General features: G+C 44.6%; 18 protein-coding genes. 5 read left to right on the top strand and 13 right to left on the bottom strand.

Annotated features, from left to right (window positions below; all coding sequences use genetic code 11):
• Positions 1 to 7: 7 nt before the first annotated feature.
• From tolA to aspS, 13 genes are all read right to left on the bottom strand, one after another.
• The gene (gene tolA, locus AB4185_RS01945; RefSeq protein ID WP_017062071.1) at positions 8 to 1,075 is read right to left on the bottom strand and encodes a cell envelope integrity protein TolA; all 1,068 of its coding nucleotides are present in this window, start codon (positions 1,073 to 1,075) and stop codon (positions 8 to 10) included.
• A 13-nt stretch (positions 1,076 to 1,088) separates the two neighbouring features.
• Positions 1,089 to 1,532, bottom strand: coding sequence for a protein TolR (gene tolR / locus AB4185_RS01950; RefSeq protein ID WP_017062072.1), 444 nt, complete (start codon positions 1,530 to 1,532; stop codon positions 1,089 to 1,091).
• Between the two features lie 3 nt (positions 1,533 to 1,535).
• Complete coding sequence (tolQ, locus tag AB4185_RS01955) at positions 1,536 to 2,219, bottom strand: protein TolQ (RefSeq protein ID WP_017063515.1); 684 nt, start codon at positions 2,217 to 2,219, stop codon at positions 1,536 to 1,538.
• Entirely contained in the window at positions 2,209 to 2,646 is a 438-nt protein-coding gene (ybgC, locus tag AB4185_RS01960; protein ID WP_017062074.1) for a tol-pal system-associated acyl-CoA thioesterase, read from the bottom strand. The genes tolQ and ybgC overlap by 11 nt, the downstream gene beginning before the upstream one ends.
• Before the next feature lie 172 nt (positions 2,647 to 2,818).
• A complete protein-coding gene (ybgE, locus tag AB4185_RS01965) occupies positions 2,819 to 3,121 on the bottom strand; it encodes a cyd operon protein YbgE (protein ID WP_017067532.1) in 303 nt (100 codons plus the stop codon).
• Positions 3,114 to 3,221, bottom strand: coding sequence for a cytochrome bd-I oxidase subunit CydX (gene cydX / locus AB4185_RS01970; protein WP_000270284.1), 108 nt, complete (start codon positions 3,219 to 3,221; stop codon positions 3,114 to 3,116). Before cydX ends, ybgE begins: the two co-directional genes overlap by 8 nt.
• Positions 3,222 to 3,252: 31 nt before the next feature.
• The gene (cydB, locus tag AB4185_RS01975; protein ID WP_372134763.1) at positions 3,253 to 4,389 is read right to left on the bottom strand and encodes a cytochrome d ubiquinol oxidase subunit II; all 1,137 of its coding nucleotides are present in this window, start codon (positions 4,387 to 4,389) and stop codon (positions 3,253 to 3,255) included.
• 13 nt (positions 4,390 to 4,402) lie between these two features.
• A complete protein-coding gene (gene cydA / locus AB4185_RS01980; RefSeq protein WP_017062077.1) occupies positions 4,403 to 5,989 on the bottom strand; it encodes a cytochrome ubiquinol oxidase subunit I in 1,587 nt (528 codons plus the stop codon).
• 552 nt (positions 5,990 to 6,541) lie between these two features.
• A complete protein-coding gene (ruvB, locus tag AB4185_RS01985; RefSeq protein ID WP_017062078.1) occupies positions 6,542 to 7,558 on the bottom strand; it encodes a Holliday junction branch migration DNA helicase RuvB in 1,017 nt (338 codons plus the stop codon).
• A gap of 162 nt (positions 7,559 to 7,720) precedes the next feature.
• On the bottom strand, positions 7,721 to 8,332 hold the full coding sequence (gene ruvA, locus AB4185_RS01990; RefSeq protein WP_008219934.1) for a Holliday junction branch migration protein RuvA: 612 nt from the start codon (positions 8,330 to 8,332) through the stop codon (positions 7,721 to 7,723).
• A 92-nt stretch (positions 8,333 to 8,424) separates the two neighbouring features.
• On the bottom strand, positions 8,425 to 9,885 hold the full coding sequence (locus AB4185_RS01995) for a methyl-accepting chemotaxis protein (RefSeq protein WP_372134765.1): 1,461 nt from the start codon (positions 9,883 to 9,885) through the stop codon (positions 8,425 to 8,427).
• Positions 9,886 to 10,099: 214 nt separating this feature from the next.
• Positions 10,100 to 10,621 carry a crossover junction endodeoxyribonuclease RuvC gene (gene ruvC / locus AB4185_RS02000; RefSeq protein WP_008219936.1) on the bottom strand — a complete coding sequence of 174 codons (522 nt, stop codon included), beginning with the start codon at positions 10,619 to 10,621 and terminating at the stop codon, positions 10,100 to 10,102.
• A 171-nt stretch (positions 10,622 to 10,792) separates the two neighbouring features.
• Positions 10,793 to 12,571, bottom strand: a complete 1,779-nt coding sequence (aspS, locus tag AB4185_RS02005; RefSeq protein ID WP_017062081.1) for an aspartate--tRNA ligase — start codon at positions 12,569 to 12,571, stop codon at positions 10,793 to 10,795.
• A 314-nt stretch (positions 12,572 to 12,885) separates the two neighbouring features.
• Between aspS and AB4185_RS02010 the strand changes: the two genes are divergently transcribed.
• The 5 genes from AB4185_RS02010 to AB4185_RS02030 all read left to right on the top strand — a co-directional run bounded on the left by AB4185_RS02010 (position 12,886) and on the right by AB4185_RS02030 (position 18,393).
• Entirely contained in the window at positions 12,886 to 13,791 is a 906-nt protein-coding gene (locus tag AB4185_RS02010; RefSeq protein ID WP_029235140.1) for a DUF72 domain-containing protein, read from the top strand.
• A gap of 139 nt (positions 13,792 to 13,930) precedes the next feature.
• Positions 13,931 to 14,659, top strand: coding sequence for a carboxy-S-adenosyl-L-methionine synthase CmoA (gene cmoA / locus AB4185_RS02015; RefSeq protein ID WP_017062083.1), 729 nt, complete (start codon positions 13,931 to 13,933; stop codon positions 14,657 to 14,659).
• A 186-nt stretch (positions 14,660 to 14,845) separates the two neighbouring features.
• Positions 14,846 to 15,817 carry a tRNA 5-methoxyuridine(34)/uridine 5-oxyacetic acid(34) synthase CmoB gene (cmoB, locus tag AB4185_RS02020; RefSeq protein ID WP_009846365.1) on the top strand — a complete coding sequence of 324 codons (972 nt, stop codon included), beginning with the start codon at positions 14,846 to 14,848 and terminating at the stop codon, positions 15,815 to 15,817.
• A gap of 312 nt (positions 15,818 to 16,129) precedes the next feature.
• Entirely contained in the window at positions 16,130 to 16,870 is a 741-nt protein-coding gene (locus AB4185_RS02025; RefSeq protein WP_372134767.1) for an ATP-dependent zinc protease, read from the top strand.
• 17 nt (positions 16,871 to 16,887) lie between these two features.
• Entirely contained in the window at positions 16,888 to 18,393 is a 1,506-nt protein-coding gene (locus tag AB4185_RS02030; protein WP_372134769.1) for an inactive transglutaminase family protein, read from the top strand.
• Positions 18,394 to 18,396 lie beyond the last annotated feature (3 nt).

Consider the following 18,396-nt stretch of genomic DNA (forward strand, 5'->3'; position numbering starts at 1 on the left):
CGTCCTTTTACTCTGGTGATACAGTTAAGTTAATGTCTTTCAGTGAGTTCACAATGTCTGGGTCTTTAGGCAACGGGTAAGATTGTACTTGTGCCACCGCACGCTTGGTTGCTGCACATAAACGGCTATCGCCATCTAAGATACTCAAACTACCCAATATCGCGTTAGAGCCCGTTGGAATCAGCTTAAGGTTCACTCGACATGAGCGTCCTCGATAGCTGTCTTCTAACAACAGGTTCTGTTGAATCAGTTGGGTATAGATAGCCCCGTAACGTTGCGCTTCATCAGTGATAAATTGTTGTCTTGCTGAAGAGTTTTGAGTCGCTTCCGTTTCAAGCCCAGCAAAGATATCGTTCAATGCGGCTTCTTGTTGTTTACGCTCTTTTTCTGCTTTTGCTGCAGCTTCTTTTGCCTTACGGGCTTTCTCTGCTGCGGCTGCCGCTTCTTTCTCTTTCGCTATGCGTTGCTTTTCCGCGAGTTCAGCGGCTTCTTTCTCTTTACGAGCTTTGTCTGCTGCCTCTTTCGCTGCTTTTTCTTTTGCCACGCGTTCTTGTTCAGCTTTTGCGATTGCCGCTTCTTTGGCTTTACGCTCGTTCTCGGCTTTCACTAACGCAGCTTCTTTTAGCTTACGGTCAGCTTCGGCTTTAGCGGCTTTCTTTTGCTCTTGCTGTAAACGCGCTTCTTCAGCTTTGCGTTGTTTCTCTTTCTCAACTCGACGCTTTTCAGCTTCACGAGTTGCTTTAGCTTCTTTCGCTTGCTGTTCTTTTAGCTTGCGAATATTTTCTTCTTCAGCTTTACGATTCTTTTCAAGTCGTTCGCTTTCACGTCTTAGTTTGTCAAGACGCTCTTGCTCTTTCTTGCTTGCCGCTTCTCTTTGTTGACGAATCTGTTGAGCTTGCTGGCGAACCAACTGAGGATCAATCACCACTGCTTGAACCATCTGCCCTGTAGGCTTTGGCTCTGACATCGTGAAATCCGCCCCCCAAATGAGCGCAACGAATAAAATGACGTGCAGTCCAAGAGAAATAAGAAGCGGTGATCTGAAATTATTGGATTTTTTATTATTCGCTTTCATGAATGCTACGGAGCTATTCCCTTATATCCGTTAAAAGGCCAACCTTTGGCACACCTGCACGGCTTAATTCATCAAGTAATAAAACCACTTCAGCGTATGGCGTTGCGGCATCACCGCCAACCGCCACTGGAGAATTCGGCTTCAAAGACAACTCAGCTTTTACTCGGACGATAATATCTTCCATGGATAAGCCACGTTGTACTTCTTCGTCATTCACGCTCAAACCAAGCTCACCGTCTTTGTTCACTTCAACGATAATAAAGCTCGCGTTGTCGTCACCCAATAGGTCTTGTGCAGACTTAGCCGTTGAAGCCTGAGGCAATTCAACGTCGACACCTTGAGTAACAAACGGCGAAGTCACCATAAAAATGATCAGCAAAACAAGCATAACGTCGATGTAAGGTACAACGTTAATCTCTGCTGTCATTTTGCGTTTTTTAGGTTGGTATCCAGCCATCTATTATTCCCTGCCAGCCATCGCTTGACGGTGAAGAATACTGTGAAACTCTTCAGAGAAAGTCGCGTAGTTGTGTTCTAGCTTGCCTACTCGGCTGCTGAAGCGGTTGTACGCCATTACCGCTGGAATCGCAGCGAATAGACCCATTGCTGTTGCGATCAGTGCTTCTGCAATACCAGGAGCAACCATTGCGAGCGTCGCTTGCTTCACTTCACCTAATGCGATGAATGAGTGCATGATGCCCCAAACCGTACCAAATAGGCCGATGTATGGGCTGATAGAGCCAACGGTCGCCAAGAAAGGTAAGTTAGTTTCTAGTTCATCAATCTCACGAGCAACGGCAACGCGCATCGCACGGCCAGTGCCTTCCATAATGAAGTCAGGTGATGTTGCATTCGATTTACGAAGGCGAGCGAACTCAGTAAAGCCTGCGTAGAAAATTTCTTCAGTACCAGAAAGCTCGTCTTTGCGTTTGTTGCTCTCTTGGTACAGTTTTGCAAGATCAACGCCTGACCAAAATTTGTCTTCAAACACTTCTGTTTGTTTAGAAGCTTGAGATAACACTTTACTTCTTTTTATGATCATCGCCCAAGAAACAACAGACATGCCCATAAGAGTCAGCATGACCATCTTAACTAGTAAACTAGCTTCTAAAATTAGGCCTAAGATTGAGATTTCAGCAGTCACTATTCGTTAGCTCCGTGAGAATAAATGTTGGCATTGCTTTGGGTTTCATTTTTTGATTATCGATACATGCTACCTTAACCATTGCTTTACACAATGCCTTGCCATCAGGATTTACGATCTCTTGACAGAAGACCAAGGTAGCTCGCTTCAACTCGTAAATATTTGTAATGACTTGTAAAGAATCATCAAGACGCGCGCCTTGAATAAAATCAATGTCCATATGTCGGACTACAAAACCGATGTTTTGTTCTAACAATACTTGCTGAGAAACGCCAATTGAGCGCAACATCTCAGTTCGAGCGCGTTCGAAAAACTTAAGATAGTTTGAATGGTATACAACGCCACCCGCATCGGTGTCTTCGTAATACACAGTCACTGGCCACGTAAATAGCTTAGATAATCCCTGCAATTTGCTACCACAATCCAAAACGATAAAGATCTCACTATAACCTAACTCCTTATCATTAATAGTATATCGCTGTGAATTTTTTGATTTGAGAGACGAAAAAAAAGGCCATCTGTATAAGATGACCTCTTTTTGGCTAAAAACCCAACAAGTATAAAGGCTCACGTTGTTATGAACCTAAATCCTTTGCCTTTTATAGAAGGCGCAGCGTCGTTAGGTAGAGCAAAATTGTGAGTGAAACATATGGGCTAAACAGTAGCTGCCACATCCAAGCTCTTGGCTTAAATCCGATACCGTAAACCATGCTTGAGCATACTGCCCAAATGAACATTGGCCCGATGATCGCGTTAAAGCCACCGATGCTTGTCGCATACGCTTCAGGATCCCACATCACTAAACCCACATGCATGAAACCCAATACTAGGGATAAGGCTCTAAGCAGAGTCTTATCCATTGGTTGATGCAGCTTAGCGATTTGCTCTGCGAGATTACTCACTGTCTTTGTCCATCATTTCTGAATGCTCTAGCCATAGAGCATTGATGATGCCGAATGCACATGCTAGAAGTACACCCAAAATCCATGCGAAATACCACATAAAATTTCTCCTAAGTTATTTAACTTCTAGCTTAGTAAGCTGAAACGTCGTTATCTTCGATGTGTTTCTTATCTAGACGACCGAACATTTTGTAGTATGTCCAAGTTGTGTAGCCAAGAATCACAGGAACCATTACCGCCGCAACGACAGTCATAAGACCAAGCGTTAGCTCACTCGCTGTTGAATCCCACATAGTCAAGCTTTGGTTAGGGTTCAGGCTTGATGGCATTACGAATGGGAACATTGCAAAACCAGCCGTTAGAATAACACCAGCGTTCGATAGGCTTGAGAACAAGAATGCGAAACCACCACGCTCAAAGCGAGATGCAATCACAGCAAGCAGTGGCATTGCTACACCAAGGATCGGCGCAGCCCACATTGCTGGATAAGTTTCGAAGTTTGTCATCCAAGCACCCACTTGAAGTGATACTTCTTTGTTTAGTGGGTTTGAGTCAGCAAACGTATCGATAGTGCTCGTAATTACATAGCCTTCGATAGATTGAACCCAGAAACCACCAATAACGAATAGAGCAATAGCAATTAGGCCAGTGATCTGAGCAACGTTACGAGCACGAGCGTGCAGCACTTCTGTTGTCTTCATTTGAAGCCATGTTGCACCTTGCATCACGAACAACATCAGAGCCAACACACCACAAAGCAATGCAAATGGGTTAAGCAGAGCGAAGAACGTACCATGGTACTTAGACATCATAAATTCGTTCAGTTCAAATGGAACACCTTGTAGTAGGTTACCAAATGCCACACCGAAAATGATTGGTGGTACTGCGCCACTAAAGCAAAGTGCGTAGTCCCAAGTTTTGCGCCATTTTGGATCTTCGATCTTTGAACGGTAGTCAAGAGCAAGTGGACGTAACCAAAGTGCAGCTAGCGTTACGTACATTGCGAAGTAAAAACCAGAGAAAGACGTCGCGTAAACCAGTGGCCATGCAGCAAACAATGCACCACCCGCAGTGATAAGCCAAACTTGGTTACCATCCCAGTGAGGGGCAATCGTGTTTAGCATAATACGACGTTCAGTGTCGCTCTTACCGATAACAGGTGACAGAGCGGCAACACCCATATCAAAGCCATCAGTTACGGCGAAACCAACCAGTAGAACACCGATCAATACCCACCAAATAAGTCGTAAGCTTTCGTAATCAAACATAATATTCCCTCACTTATACTTCAACTGAACGGCTAACTTTGTCTTCAACAGAGTTATCGTTTTGTTCGAAGTGGTAACGGCCTGTCTTCAAGCTACTTGGACCTTTACGTGCGAATTTCAGCATTAGGTAAACTTCAGCAATCAAGAACACTGTGTAAAGTGCCAGGATAGCGAATAGAGAAGTCCAAAGCTGTTCAATAGTCAGTGCTGATGCAGCAACGTTAACCGGTAGGATTTCACCAACCGCCCATGGTTGACGACCAAACTCAGCAACGAACCAACCTGCTTCAATCGCAATCCAAGGAAGTGGGATTGAGAATAGCGCAGCTTTAAGTACCCATGGTTTCTGTTCGATTTTCTGACGACACGTTTGAACAAACGCAGCACCGAATACAAACAGCATGATGAAGCCACAAGCAACCATCAGACGGAATGACCAGAATAGAGGCCAAACTGTTGGGATAGAATCATCCGCAGCCATTTGGATTTGGTCTTCAGTTGCATCAACAACGTCGTCTGTGTAGCGCTTAAGAAGCAAGCCGTAACCTAGGTCACCTTTCACTTCGTCGAACGCAGCCATGTTTTCTTCAGACTTATCGCCTGCACGTAGCTTTTCAAGCAGCTCGTACGCGTACATACCAGTACGGATACGATCAACGTGGTCATCACGTAGGTCACGTAGGCCCGTTACTTCAGTATCAAGCGAACGCGTTGCGATGATACCCATTACGTAAGGAATTTTAATTGCGTAGTCAGTATTCATTGTCTCTTGGTTCGGAATACCAAAAACAGTAAATGCTGCTGGTGCTTCTTCAGTGTGCCATTCCGCTTCTACAGCAGCGAGCTTCACTTTTTGAACTTCACCAAGCTCGTAACCAGATTCATCACCTAGTACGATTACTGACAAGATCGCCGCCATACCGAAAGACGCTGCAATCGCGAAAGAACGACGAGCAAAGGCAAGGTCACGACCTTTAAGAATGTAGTATGAGCTGATACCAAGGATGAACATTGCACCCGTTGTGTAACCAGACGCTACTGTGTGTACGAATTTAACTTGTGCTACTGGGTTTAGTACAACTTCAGCGAAGCTCACCATTTCCATACGCATAGTTTCAAAGTTAAATTCCGCACCCACTGGGTTTTGCATCCAGCCGTTTGCTACCAAGATCCAAAGCGCAGAGAAGTTAGAGCCAAGTGCTACTAACCAAGTTACCGCTAAGTGCTGACGCTTTGACAGTCTGTCCCAACCGAAGAAGAATAGGCCAACAAAAGTAGACTCTAGGAAGAATGCAACAAGCGCTTCGATAGCTAGCGGGGCACCAAAAATGTCGCCAACATAGTGAGAATAGTAAGACCAGTTAGTACCAAACTGGAACTCCATGGTTAAGCCTGTCGCTACACCAAGAGCAAAGTTAATACCAAACAATTTACCCCAGAACTTGGTCATGTCCTTGTAAATTTGCTTGCCAGTCATTACATAAACTGACTCCATAATGGCAAGTAGAAATGCCATACCTAAAGTCAGTGGAACAAATAGGAAGTGATACATCGCTGTAAATGCAAACTGCAATCGCGACAGATCAACAACATCAATCATGGTAACTCCTTTGTGTCGGCTGAATGACACTTGTGTGATTATTCACCGCAAAAATCCATGTTAAAACAATTTGTGTAATTGTTATTACAAGTTGAAATTTGTAGCAAAAACGTACCGTTATAGTTAGATTATTGTTAAGCATGAGCTAATATAGCTGGCGCTAATATTACTGGTAAAATCAGTATGTTTCAAAAGGTTTATGGGAGAACCCTGCGTTGATTTGTATCAAATTTATTCGAGCAAATTAGAGTTATTTTTGTACAATTATGATTAAAATCACACCAATTATGCTTGTCTTAATAACAGCGCATGATATCTGTGACAAATGCTCAGCACCGCCTCAACATCCGAATTACAACTACCTATAAAGTATTAACAAAAAATATGACAACTTATTTCATTTCCTGTTATCTAAATCAAACCTGAAATCAAAGTTTCCATTTTTGAAGCTCCCTTTTCGATCTTTTTATCGACTCGCGCAAAGAGTTGTTATTCAGTAAAAAGCAAAAAAACCCAGCGCTTATGCAACTGGGATCTTTAAAAATGAATAATTTAACGATTGGAGGGTTTATCTATTCCAAAGTGTAAATACGCTCTGTCGGTCGCGATTCGACCTCTTGGCGTCCTTTGTAGGTAACCTTGTTGAATCAAGTAAGGTTCTAACACATCTTCAATAGTGTCTCTCTCTTCACCAATCGCGGCAGCCATGTTGTCGATACCTACCGGACCACCACCAAACTTCTCCATAATCGCCAGCAGAAGCTTTCTATCCATGTAGTCGAAACCTTTAGCATCGACATCCAACATGTTTAGCGCTTTGTCAGCAACCTCCGGACAAATATGCCCGTCGCCTTTTACTTCCGCATAATCACGAACACGGCGCAGTAGACGGTTAGCAATACGTGGCGTACCACGAGCTCGGCGAGCAACTTCTAGCGCCCCTTCGGACTCCATAGAAAGACCAAGGCAATCTGCACTGCGCTGAACGATGTTTTGTAGATCTTCAACCTTGTAGTACTCAAGACGCTGAGTAATACCAAAACGGTCACGTAACGGCGATGTCAGTGAGCCAGCACGAGTGGTTGCGCCAATCAAAGTAAAAGGAGGAAGGTCAATCTTGATAGAGCGTGCCGCTGGGCCTTCACCAATCATGATATCTAATTGGTAGTCTTCCATTGCAGGGTACAACACCTCTTCAACCACAGGGCTTAAACGGTGAATCTCATCAATGAACAGGACATCATTTTCTTCGAGATTGGTCAGTAACGCCGCTAGGTCGCCTGCTTTTTCTAGAACAGGGCCTGAAGTCGTACGAATGTTGACATCCATCTCATTGGCAACAATGTTCGCCAACGTGGTTTTACCCAAGCCTGGAGGGCCAAATATCAACAGATGGTCGAGCGCCTCGTTACGCAGTTGTGCCGCTTTGATGAAAATCTCCATCTGGCCACGAACGTGATCCTGACCTTGATAGTCGGCTAATGCTTTCGGTCTTATCGCGCGGTCAATAACATCTTCATCTTTAAAGACCGGATTATCAGGAGCAATGAGGCGATCAGCTTCAATCATAGAGGGTTCCAATTTAAGAGTGTTAACTCTGTTATCTTTAAGTCTTGCTTAGTCGCTCACCAATAGTGGAGCACATGAATACTAAGCATATTCTAACGAGATAGTACTCGCTATAGATAAACGTGATGCAATACTGAGCTTATATCGCGATTTAGGTTTTAATTAAACCATCGACTTCAAGGCATCACGAATCAGTTGTTCGCTTGTCATGCCTTCTTTAGCCACTTGAGAAACAACCTTAGAAGCTTGAGTGGGCTTGTAGCCTAATGCAAGTAGTGCACTTACCGCTTCTTCTTCAGCGTCATGAACCGTTGGCATAGAGTCAATCGGTGCTGCATCCGTTGCAGGCGTAAACAAGTCTCCTGCGCCCCATCCTTTCAGGCGGTCTTTCATTTCAACAACAAGACGTTCTGCGGTTTTCTTACCGACACCCGGTAGTTTCACTAGTGTAGAAATATCTTCACGTTCAACACTCTGAACAAACTGACTCGCCGTCATACCTGAAAGGATACCAAGGCCAAGCTTAGGACCAACACCATTCGCTTTAATGACTTCACGGAACAGCGCGCGTTCTTTAACTGTGTTGAAGCCGTAAAGCAGTTGTGCATCTTCACGAACAACAAAGTGAGTGTAGATAATTGCCTCTTCGCCAACGTTTGGTAATTCATAAAAACAGCTCATTGGCATTTGAACTTCATAGCCAACGCCACTCACTTCAATTAATAACTCTGGTGGCTGTTTTTCTATTAATGTACCGCGTAGACGTCCGATCACAATTCACTCTCTTGGTGGAATATAATTTGAGGGACAGAATATAAAAGAACTGGATGCTTATCCAGTTCTTTGTGTTTATTCGGGTGATTTATTTACGCTTGTTTGGCTTGTGAAACCACGTTATTTAGGCTTTCGACCAGCTCTTTGACAGAGGTAACATGTCCTGTGAGTTCAGAACCATAATTGGCCACTAACCCTGAAACAGATTTAGTTTCCGCGACACTTTGCGCCACTTCTGAACTCGCGAGATCGAGCTCTTTCAAGGAATTCATCTGCATCGCCATAATGTTGGTCAGCTGATTGACGTCAGTCGAGATAGTTTGAACCTCGGAGATGATGCCGTTCATCTCATTCGCAGTCGTCTCAATAATCGCTCGTCCATGCGCCACTTCGTCTTTACTGCGGTCCAACAGGGTTCGAATTTCTATTGCGGAATGACTGCTTTTCGCCGATAACTCTCTCACTTGGTCGGCAACTACCGCAAATCCTCTTCCCTGTTCTCCTGCGCGAGCCGCTTCTATGGCCGCATTTAATGCCAACAAATTAGTTTGTTCAGCAACCGACGTAATCAGATCCGCGACCTTCATGATCTCTTGGTTGCTTTGAATAATTTGGCTGATTGCACTGGTCGAGGCCTCAAGTGACTCAGAACTTTTTTGAGCTTTGGTGCCAACGGCTTCGCTGCGCTCTTTTAGTTCACCCACAAATGAATTAGATTCCTCGATGCCTTGTGTCATCTGATGCAGTTGTTGGCTCATCTGTTCTGCCGCACTCGCTTGGGATTCACAATTTATGTTCAACACCTCGACTTGACCATGTAAGTCTTGTGACTGTTGTTCTAGATGAACAGAGACACCCTGTAAGCTTTCTGAATTCGAATTGGCTTGGTCTAGCACAACCGATAAGCGCGCTTCACTTTGAGTTGCTTGATTGGCAACCTGCTGGCTTTCTGAAATCGCTTCTTCCGCTATTTCGATTGCGATCTCTTTTTGCTTCGCGGTAAACGCTTGAGCAATGCAAATCACCACCAACGGCATGATCACACCAGACCAGGTTTCAACCACCACCGCTTCAGGAGTAAGTACTAACTGCGGAAATTCAAAGCCATTAAGGTGACCCGACGTCATCACCAATGAAACCCCGATCACTAACCCACTCCATACCAAGGCGACAATGCGTGTTCCTGACAAGAAAAAAGCGACCACTAACAAAGGCACCCAATAAGCCTGTGTTGACGCCACCACACCACCGCTTTGATAGATAATATTGAGGGCGTGTACCGCCATCCCCACAAAGCCAAAATTGAGAGCAAGACTGGGCTTACTGGTAACACGCAACAGCAGTGCGGAGATCAGTTCAAACACGATAAGGAACACAGATGTGGCGATCAGAAGTTGCTCTTCGTGCTTGGTCCATTTGATTAAGCTGTAGACACCCACAAAGAAGGCGATAAAGGTAAAGAGTAATAAGATATCGGCTTGTCTGACTTCGTTGTTACTCCACCCATTACTTTTGGGTAAAAACAGCGCGCGCCACAACTTGATAGGGTTCATCAGTGATCATCCTTGATTAACTTGTTAGACCTCCGACCAATGTTAATAACATGTTAAATGATACGCAATGTTATTATCTGGGTTCTGTTCGAAAGATCTCATTTCATCAAGGATTTAGCAGCGTAGTGTTTTGATATGAGCCAAACAGGGCGTGAGGCTCATCGATGGAATAGGTCTAAAGGCTGTATGTTAGGAGCTTACAAGAGAATGAGAATTAACGGTAACGCCCTTTTCTTGCACCCGTTGCTTTACCCGCAAGCGCAATCAAGGTTTTATTGGTGTTAGCGTGAGTGATCGCTACGCCCAGGGCATCGGCTGCATCGGCCTGTGGCTTGGCAGGTAGCTTAAGCATGCTCATCACCATGTTCTGAACCATAGACTTGTCCGCACCACCATTACCTGTCACCGCTTGCTTAATTAAACGAGCCGCGTATTCATGAACAGGCAGATCCGCATTTACAGCCGCTACGATCGCACTGCCACGCGCTTGTCCCAGCTTAAGTGCAGAATCCGCATTCTTCGCCATGAAGACCTGTTCTATCGCAAACACATCCGGTTGAAACTGAGTGATGATTTCGCTCACACCGGCGTAGATTTGTTTGAGTCGGCCCGGCAGTTCTTTTTCAGAGGTGCGAATACAACCGCTACCTAAGTAATATAGATGGCGACCATTTTGACGAATCACGCCATAGCCGGTAATACGCGAGCCAGGGTCAATTCCTAAGATAATAGACATAACTTCAATACTGATTATTTATACATGCTTTATGAGCTTAGTATATCGAACGCAAAAAAAAATGCCCGTCAAATTAACGGGCATTCTCTAATTTACTGGCAAGTCTTGGCTAATTAATTGAGAGCTCTCTATCAACTAGGATCTCTTCATCAACAAGAAAAGATAACAGGCTTACGCTTGCTCTTTTTTCTCTGCCAATTTAACTGCGATTGCTAGCTCTTCCAGTGATGCTGGGTTCGCTAGGCTTGGCGCGTCTGTCAGTAGACATGCTGCAGCTGTTGTTTTCGGAAATGCGATAACGTCACGGATGTTCTCAGTACCACAAAGCAGCATTGCTAGACGGTCAAGACCGAATGCTAGACCAGCGTGCGGTGGCGTGCCGTACTTAAGCGCTTCAAGTAGGAAGCCGAACTTCTCTTGTTGCTCTTGTGCTTCGATACCTAGGATACCAAATACCGCTGTTTGCATTTCTGCGTTGTGGATACGTACAGAACCGCCGCCTACTTCGTAGCCGTTGATTACCATGTCGTATGCATCAGAATTTGCTGCTGCTGGGTTCGCTTTTAGCTCTTCCGCGTTCACACCTAGTGGTGATGTGAATGGGTGGTGCATTGCGTGTAGGTTACCTTCGCCGTCTTCTTCGAACATTGGGAAGTCAACAACCCACAGTGGAGCCCATGCAGATGTGTCTGTTAGCTCTAGATCCGTACCTAGTTTAAGACGAAGTGCGCCCATTGCTTCAGCAACGATGCCCGCTTTGTCTGCGCCGAACAGAATGATATCGCCAGATTCAGCTTGAGTACGATCTAGAATACCGTTGATTACGTCTTCGCTTAGGAATTTAGCAACTGGAGATTGAATACCTTCCATGCCTGCAGCACGGTCGTTAACCTTCATCCAAGCTAGGCCTTTCGCGCCGTAGATGTTTACGTGTTCAGCGTAGCCGTCGATTTGCTTACGAGTTAGCTTAGCACCACCTGGAACACGGATAACTGCTACGCGACCTTTTTCGTCGTTAGCTGGGCCAGAGAATACCTTGAATTCAACATCTTTAACCAAGTCAGCAACGTCCACTAGCTCTAGTGGGTTACGTAGATCTGGCTTATCAGAACCGAAACGACGAATCGCTTCAGAGAAAGGCATTACTGGGAATTGACCTAGTTCAACATCTAGAAGTTCTTTCCACATATCGTGAACAAGCTTCTCAGTCACGTTACGTACTTCTTGAGAAGTCATGAAAGATGTTTCGATATCGATTTGAGTAAATTCAGGCTGACGGTCAGCACGTAAATCTTCATCACGGAAACATTTAACGATTTGGTAGTAACGGTCAAAACCAGACATCATCAGCAGTTGCTTGAAAAGCTGAGGAGATTGAGGAAGTGCGTAGAAGCTACCTTTGTGAACACGGCTTGGTACTAGGTAGTCACGAGCACCTTCTGGTGTCGCTTTCGTTAGTACTGGCGTTTCGATGTCTAGGAATAAGTTCTCATCTAGGAAACGACGAACGAAGCTAGAAGCACGTGCACGAAGCTTAATACGGTCGCTCATTTCTGGACGACGAAGATCGATGTAACGGTACTTAAGACGCTGCTCTTCAGAGTTCGTTTGGTTGAAGTCTAGTGGAAGCGCTTCTGAACGGTTAATGATCTCTAGACCCGTCGCGTAAAGTTCTACTTCACCAGTAGCCATGTCTTTATTTACTTGGCTGTCCGGACGAACTCGTACTTCACCAGTAAACTTGATACAGAATTCATTACGCAGTTGGTTAGCGATCGGGAAGATATCTTTCATATCTGGATCGACAACAACCTGAACGATGCCTTCACGATCACGCATATCAATAAAGATAAGACCGCCTAAATCACGGCGACGGTTTACCCAGCCGCACAATTCTACAGTTTGTCCCGCCAGGGACTTGTTCAGGTTACCACAGTAATGGGTACGCATAATGAATTTCCCAATCTCTTAATTATTTACTAATTTCCAAGCTGTCAGTGGTCATTCCACACAACAGAGCAAAGGAACATTTATACGCGGAAACTCGCTTAAAATCGACCTTCCACATTCGAATTTATTGTGTTTTATCTGGCTTTGCTGCTTTTTAGCCCATCAAGTGCGCAAAGATTCATCAAAACCGAAAAAATTGCGATAATTATATCTCGAAAGTACCTTAATCAGCAAAACTCTCGTAAAGTAGATTTTCGTTTCAACCCAAAAACTTTTTGTAATGACTGATGGCGTGATGGATAACGGTGTAATAGATGGATAATCGTGTAATAACAACAGAAACTTTACCTCTAAGACTTGGATTAACTATGTGGTCTCATTCTGAGTGGCAAAGTCAGTTCTACGGTAAAGGCACCAAGCCTGCCGAACGCTTGGAAAAATACACCCAAGTTTTCCATACCGTTGAGGGCAACACCACCTTTTACGCTACGCCAAGTATGTCTACCGTTCACAATTGGAAAGCCGCCAGTCACGATGATTTCAAGTTCACCTTCAAATTGCCCAAATTCATCACCCACCAGCAACAACTGAGACACTGCCAAGCCGAACTCAAAGAGTTCTTGATGACTATGTCGCCACTGCATGACCGTATTGGTCAATGGACGATTCAGCTGCCGCACAGTTTTGAGCCCAGCATGCTGCCTGCCCTACAAAAGTTTTGCACCTTATTCCCAAAAGATATGCAGCTTGGCGTCGAAGTTCGACACTTAGGTTTCTTTGATAAGGGCGATGCGGAAAAACGCTTCAACCAATGGCTGGTTGAGGAAGGCATCAATCGCATCATTATGGACAGCCGCCCCGTTTTCTCTGCGCCACCCACCACAGAAGCGGTGATCGATGCGCATCAGAAAAAACCGCGTGTTCCTGTTCATGCAATTGCTACCGCCAATAACCCGATGATTCGATTTATTGGTCACCCAGACCAAGAACCTAATATTGAGTTTTTTAAGCCTTGGTTTGCCAAAATCCCAAACTGGCTTAATGAAGGCAAGCAGCCCTATTTAATGATCCACACCCCAGACAATAACCACGCACCTGAACTTGCGATTGCTATTTATAAGAGGCTACAAAAGCAAGTCTCTGAAAATACATCATTATTACTGCCCGAACTGGCTCAGTTTCCAGCTCAAAAAGGCAATCACCAAATCTCGATGTTTTAACCTCTCACTTGTAAGTAGCTTCGAACCTTGAGCTAAATCTCAGTTTTCGTGACAGTGGCGTTTTTTTTACGTAAAATACGCCCCCTTTTATTTGGTACGAATTTTGTGCCAATTACGCTGACTGTCGAGAGAAAATGCTATGAGCAACACAGACAATATCTTTTCCGCTCCTATTGATAAAATTGGAGACTTCACCTTTGATGCAAGGGTTGCTGAAGTATTTCCGGATATGATTCAACGTTCGGTGCCTGGCTATAGCAATATCATCTCTGCAATCGGCATGCTGGCTGAGCGCTTTGTAAAGCCACACTCAAATATTTACGACCTTGGCTGCTCGCTTGGTGCTGCGACACTTTCTATGCGTCGTCACATTCAGCAAGAAGGCTGCACGATTTTCGCGATCGATAATTCAGAAGCCATGGTTGAGCGCTGCAAATTGCACGTTAATGCTTACCGCAGTGACACACCGGTAGAAGTGATTGAAGCCGACATCCGTGAAGTGGAAATCAAAGACGCTTCTGTTGTGGTGCTTAACTTTACGCTGCAATTTCTTTCTCCAGACGATCGATACGCTCTGCTTGAGAAAATTCATGCTGGCTTGCGCCCAGGCGGGATCTTAATCCTGTCAGAAAAATACGTATTCGAAGATGAAAGCTCAAATGAACTGCTTATCGACCTGCACCATGATTTCAAACGTGCTAACGGCTACAGCGAGCTAGAAGTAAGTCAGAAACGCAGCGCTATTGAAAACGTTATGCGCCCGGATTCGATCCCTGTTCACAGAGAGCGATTTGATAAGATTGGCTTCTCAAGCAGCGAAGTCTGGTTCCAATGTTTCAACTTTGGTTCAATGTTCGCGATAAAGTAAACACTTTAGATTACGTAACCGTCGCGACACCGTTAGCACGTACTAAAATGTCATCCTCAAGAGCGAGGAACGAGCGAGTTGGGGATCTCTTATCAAATACGATAAACGAGATTCCCTAGCATGTTTGTCCACACTCTTAATCGAGTGACAAATTTAATTTCTACACCACCAACTCAGTGAAAACCTATGTTTAATTTTGCCAATTTTTATCAACTTATTGCCCAAGATACTCGCCTTCAGCCGTGGCTAAATGTTCTTCCTCAACAGCTGACGGATTGGCAAAATGCAGAGCACGGTGACTTCGACCGCTGGTTACGTGCATTGAACAAGATTCCACAAGGTGTGCCTGACCAAGTTGATCTGAAAAACTCAGTGACCATTGGCAGCTCTACACCGTTCCACACGGGTGAACTTAAAAAGTTAGAAAGCTTGCTAAAGACTTTCCACCCTTGGAGAAAAGGTCCTTACACGGTTCACGACATTCATATCGATACAGAATGGCGCAGTGACTGGAAATGGGATCGTGTGCTTCCACATATCTCACCACTTAAAAACCGTTCTGTGCTCGATGTAGGTTGTGGCAATGGTTACCACATGTGGCGCATGCTTGGCGAAGGCGCTCGTCTTACAGTAGGTATCGACCCTTCTCACCTTTTCTTGGTTCAGTTTGAAGCGATCCGTAAGTTGATGGGCGATGACCAACGTGCGCACCTTTTACCTCTAGGTATTGAACAACTACCAAAACTGGAAGCGTACGACACTGTATTCAGCATGGGCGTGCTATACCACCGTCGTTCACCACTGGACCACTTGATTCAACTGAAAGACCAATTGGTGTCTGGCGGTGAACTGGTTCTTGAAACCTTGGTGATTGAAGGCGATGAGAACGCAGTATTAGTTCCGGTTGACCGTTACGCGCAAATGAGAAACGTCTACTTCTTCCCTTCAGCTCGCGCACTGAAACGCTGGCTAGAACAAGTTGGTTTTGAAGACGTACGAATCGTTGACGAAAATGTCACGACAATTGGTGAACAACGCACCACAGAATGGATGACACACAACTCTCTTCCAGATTACCTCGATCCGAACGATCCAAGTAAAACGGTTGAAGGTCACCCTGCACCGAGACGTGCGATTCTGGTAGCAACAAAGCCATAGATTTACTGCCCACAAAGCAGTGACATATTGAGTAAATAAAGCACAAGCCTATTAAGGCAGCAAAACAATTGCTTGCATGGTCAAAAAGCCACTGTTAATTTCGCGGTGAACCTTGCTTCCTTAGCTTAAGAATTGAACAAAAATTGACTTATGTTTAATAAGTGAGCTCTTCCAAATAGCAATAATTGGCGTAGCGCTCACATTGCGATTCAATATGACCAGACTCTTACAATAGGATGCTTCACGCATCCTTTTTTGTGGGCTAAACTTCTAAATAGTCTGAACTATTCTCTAATTCTCAAAGGTTTTTTTATGTTTAAGCGATTATCGCCTATTGTGGCGGTTGGTTTGCTCTCTGGTTGTACTCTTACAAATGGTGCTACCTACCACCAAGAAACTCTCGACGCTATTTCCCGCTCAGAGACAAACATCGCAAATAAGGTTCAAAATCTTGAACTGCAACTAAGCAATCAAAGTGACTATATTGAAAGCTTAGAAGACGAAATTACTACCCTTTCTAGTCAATTAGATACCCATCTAACGAGCATGGAACACAAGGTTATTGGAGAGCTAGAGGAAGAGGAACCGGTCGCTATTGCCGTTGCTCCTATCGCTCCTATATCACAACCGACTATCCTTGGCGGCATCGAAAAAGTGTTTATCGACTCTATCAAGCAAAGCTTTGATGCTCGTGTTGATACAGGTGCAACCACCTCTTCTTTAAACGCTGTCGATATCAAAGAATTCGAACGTAACGGCAAGAACTGGGTTAAATTTCACCTAGACGACAAAGCCCAAGCTAAAGAAGACCAGAAATGGATTGAAGCGCCTGTTGTACGTTATGTGAAAATCCGCCAATCAACGAATGATCAGACAGAACGTCGAGCTGTGATTGAATTATGGGTTAAAGTTGGAAAAATCCATGAAAAAGCGCAATTTACATTGGCGGATCGCTCTCAAATGAGTCACCCTGTATTACTAGGGCGCGAATTTATCAAAGACATAGCGCTAGTAGATGTAAGTAAAAAGTACGTACAAACGGAAGTTAAATAACAATAGTAGGGTAAGCTATGACGTCAAGAATTCCATTTTATATCTCTATATTCCTGCTTATCGTGGCAGGCATAACACTGAGTATGTTCAGACATACGACCTACGGTGTACCTTGGACTCCAGGGGAAACCAGGCAGGTTTGGGACGTTGAAGCTCGTATTGAGTTCAACGCAGTAGGCAAAGAAGCAAAAGTTTCCTTAGCGGCTCCTCATACTCAGTCTAACTACACACTTATCGGCGAATCGGCTTCATCACCAGGTTACGGTATTTCTTACTTAAATACTGAGTCAGGTCGTCGTGCAGAGTGGTCTATTCGTTACGCAGATGGCCCTCAAACCATCTACTACAAGACACAATTCCTAGTCGACAACCAAGCTAAAGTGAACGACACACCACCAGAAGGTGAAGTGGTTCAACCAAGCTTCGACGGCCCGGAAGAAGCGGCGTCTCTAGCTCTTATTGACAGAGCAACAAAGCGTTCTGCAGACAATATCACTTTTACCCGTGAGCTCATCAAAACACTTAATGATCCAGACAGCCAAAACTCAGCGCTGATTCTGAACAACATGACCAAAGTGGAAGCGACACACAAGCTACTTTCAGCGGCGAAAATACACAACAAAGTGGTTGGTGTTATCGAGCTAGAAGATGGTCGTCGTCGTCAGTCGATTCAAAACATGATTCAGATCTGGGATAACGACGAGTGGGTTCTATTCTCTCCTGAATCAAGCGAACAACAAGTCCAACCAAACCTACTCATCTGGGACGAATCAAACGTTTCTCTACTGGATGTTGTTGGCGGTCAGAACAGTAAAGTTCACTTCTCTATGATTGCTCAAGAGGTTTCACCAACGGAAGCAACCAATAGTAAAGTCTCTGCTGATCAACTGTTAAACCTTTCAATTCACAGCCTACCGTTAGAAGAGCAAGCGATGTTTAAAACCATCATGCTGATTCCTATCGGTGCTCTGATTGTTGTGTTCCTACGTGTCATCATCGGCCTGAAAACGTCTGGTACGTTCATGCCAGTACTGATTGCGGTAGCCTTTGTACAAACACAACTGGTAACGGGTATTGTTGGCTTCCTGCTTATTGTAGGTACGGGTCTGATTATTCGAAGTTACTTGTCCAAACTCAACTTGCTCTTGGTAGCCAGGATATCCGCCGTAATCATCACGGTAATCATGATTATCTCTGTGTTTACTGTAGTCGCGTTTAAAGTGGGTCTGACTGAAGGTCTATCTATTACGTTCTTCCCTATGATTATCCTATCTTGGACTATCGAACGTATGTCTATCCTATGGGAAGAAGAAGGTGCGAAAGAAGTCGTACTGCAAGGCGGCGGCTCTCTATTTACTGCGGTTCTTGTTTACCTAGGTATGACTAACCCATTCATTCAACACTTAACGTTTAACTTTATTGGTTTACAGCTTGTTATTCTAGCGACCATCTTGCTACTAGGTAACTATACAGGCTACCGTCTAACAGAGCTTCGTCGCTTTAAACCGCTAGCGGAGGACTAAGTT

The organism is Vibrio sp. 10N.286.48.F5 (assembly GCF_041469785.1).
Classification (GTDB): Bacteria; Pseudomonadota; Gammaproteobacteria; order Enterobacterales; family Vibrionaceae; genus Vibrio; species Vibrio crassostreae_C.

Excerpts from the sequence above, each read along its gene's own strand:
- tolA (WP_017062071.1), bottom strand. The coding sequence starts at position 1,075 with ATGAAAGCGAATAATAAAAAATCCAATAATTTCAGATCACCGCTTCTT.
- tolR (WP_017062072.1), bottom strand. The coding sequence starts at position 1,532 with ATGGCTGGATACCAACCTAAAAAACGCAAAATGACAGCAGAGATTAAC.
- cydX (WP_000270284.1), bottom strand. The coding sequence starts at position 3,221 with ATGTGGTATTTCGCATGGATTTTGGGTGTACTTCTAGCATGTGCATTC.
- cydB (WP_372134763.1), bottom strand. The coding sequence starts at position 4,389 with ATGTTTGATTACGAAAGCTTACGACTTATTTGGTGGGTATTGATCGGT.
- cydA (WP_017062077.1), bottom strand. The coding sequence starts at position 5,989 with ATGATTGATGTTGTTGATCTGTCGCGATTGCAGTTTGCATTTACAGCG.
- ruvB (WP_017062078.1), bottom strand. The coding sequence starts at position 7,558 with ATGATTGAAGCTGATCGCCTCATTGCTCCTGATAATCCGGTCTTTAAA.
- AB4185_RS01995 (WP_372134765.1), bottom strand. The coding sequence starts at position 9,885 with ATGAACCCTATCAAGTTGTGGCGCGCGCTGTTTTTACCCAAAAGTAAT.
- ruvC (WP_008219936.1), bottom strand. The coding sequence starts at position 10,621 with ATGTCTATTATCTTAGGAATTGACCCTGGCTCGCGTATTACCGGCTAT.
- aspS (WP_017062081.1), bottom strand. The coding sequence starts at position 12,571 with ATGCGTACCCATTACTGTGGTAACCTGAACAAGTCCCTGGCGGGACAA.
- AB4185_RS02010 (WP_029235140.1), top strand. The coding sequence starts at position 12,886 with ATGGATAATCGTGTAATAACAACAGAAACTTTACCTCTAAGACTTGGA.
- cmoA (WP_017062083.1), top strand. The coding sequence starts at position 13,931 with ATGAGCAACACAGACAATATCTTTTCCGCTCCTATTGATAAAATTGGA.
- cmoB (WP_009846365.1), top strand. The coding sequence starts at position 14,846 with ATGTTTAATTTTGCCAATTTTTATCAACTTATTGCCCAAGATACTCGC.
- AB4185_RS02025 (WP_372134767.1), top strand. The coding sequence starts at position 16,130 with ATGTTTAAGCGATTATCGCCTATTGTGGCGGTTGGTTTGCTCTCTGGT.
- AB4185_RS02030 (WP_372134769.1), top strand. The coding sequence starts at position 16,888 with ATGACGTCAAGAATTCCATTTTATATCTCTATATTCCTGCTTATCGTG.